Here is a 1,677-nt window from a genome sequence, read left to right on the forward strand (position 1 = left end):
TTAGAACAATCCTTCGATTTCGCCCTGGTCGTTCAGGCGGATGGATTCGGACGCGGGGCGGCTGGGCAGGCCCGGCATGGTCATGATCTCGCCGCAGACGACGACGACGAAGCCCGCGCCGGCCGACAGGCGCACTTCGCGCACCGGCACCGAGTGGCCCGTGGGCGCGCCGCGCTGCGTCGGGTCGGTCGAGAAGCTGTATTGCGTCTTGGCCATGCAGACCGGCAGGTTGCCGTAGCCCTGCTCTTCCCAGCTCTTCAGCTGGTCGCGCACCTTCTTGTCCGCGATCACCTCGTCGGCGCGGTAGATCTTCTTGGCAATGGTCTCGACCTTCTCGAAGAGACCCATCTCGTCGGGGTAGATCGGCTTGAAGTCCGCCTCGCCCTTCTCGATCGTCTCCACGACCTTCTTCGCCAGGTCCGCCGAGCCTTCCGAGCCCAGCTCCCAGTGACGCGACAGCACCGCCTCGGCGCCGTTCTCGGCCACGAAGTCCTTCACCGCCTGCACCTCGGCATCGGTGTCGGTCACGAAGTGGTTGATCGCCACCACCACCGGGACACCGAAAGACTTAACATTTTCGATATGCCGGCCCAGGTTCGGGCAACCCGCCTTGACCGCGTCGACGTTCTCGGCACCAAGGTCCGCCTTGGCCACGCCGCCGTTCATCTTCATCGCCCGCACCGTGGCGACCAGAACCACCGCCGACGGCGCGATCCCGGCCTTGCGGCACTTGATGTTCATGAACTTCTCGGCGCCAAGGTCCGCGCCGAAGCCCGCCTCGGTCACCACGTAGTCGCACAGTTTCAGCGCCGTCTTCGTGGCGATGACCGAGTTGCAGCCATGCGCGATGTTGGCGAACGGGCCGCCATGCACGAAGGCCGGGTTGTTTTCCAGCGTCTGCACCAGGTTGGGCTGCATCGCGTCCTTCAGAAGGACGGTCATCGCGCCCTCGGCCTTGATGTCGCGACAGTAGACGGGGCTGCGGTCGCGGCGATAGGCCACGATCATCGCGCCCAGCCGCTCCTCGAGGTCCTTGAGATCCTTGGCCAGGCACAGGATCGCCATGACCTCCGAGGCCACGGTGATGTCGAACCCGTCCTCGCGGGCAAAGCCGTTGGCCACACCACCCAGGCTGGACGTGATCTGGCGCAGCGAGCGGTCGTTCATGTCCACGACCCGGCGCCAGACGATCCGGCGGGTGTCGATCTCGGCGTCGTTGCCCCAGTAGACGTGGTTGTCGATCATCGCGGACAGCAGGGCGTGGGCCGAGGTGATCGCGTGGAAGTCGCCGGTGAAGTGCAGGTTCATGTCCTCCATCGGCACGACCTGCGCATAGCCGCCGCCCGCGGCGCCGCCCTTCATCCCGAAGTTCGGCCCCAGCGAGGCCTCGCGGATGCAGATCATCGCCTTCTTGCCGATGTGGTTGAGGCCGTCGCCCAGGCCCACGGTCGTGGTGGTCTTGCCCTCGCCCGCCGGCGTCGGGTTGATCGCGGTCACCAGGATCAGCTTGCCATCCTCGTTGCCCTGGACCGAGTTGATATATTCCTGGCTCACCTTCGCCTTGTCATGCCCGTAGGGCAGCAGATGTTCGCCCGGGATCCCAAGCTTGTCGCCAATCTCCTGGATCGGCTTCTTCGACGCCGCACGCGCAATCTCGATGTCTGATTTGTGGCTCAT

General features: G+C 65.1%; 1 protein-coding gene. It reads right to left on the bottom strand.

Going from position 1 to position 1,677, the window contains the following annotated elements; translation table 11 throughout:
* Positions 1-1,677, bottom strand: a 1,677-nt coding sequence (locus PVV74_RS22770; protein ID WP_103765137.1) for a formate--tetrahydrofolate ligase, incomplete at its 5' end; no start/stop codon positions are given.

This window comes from Roseovarius sp. SK2 (assembly GCF_028807495.1).
Lineage (GTDB): Bacteria > Pseudomonadota > Alphaproteobacteria > Rhodobacterales > Rhodobacteraceae > Roseovarius > Roseovarius confluentis.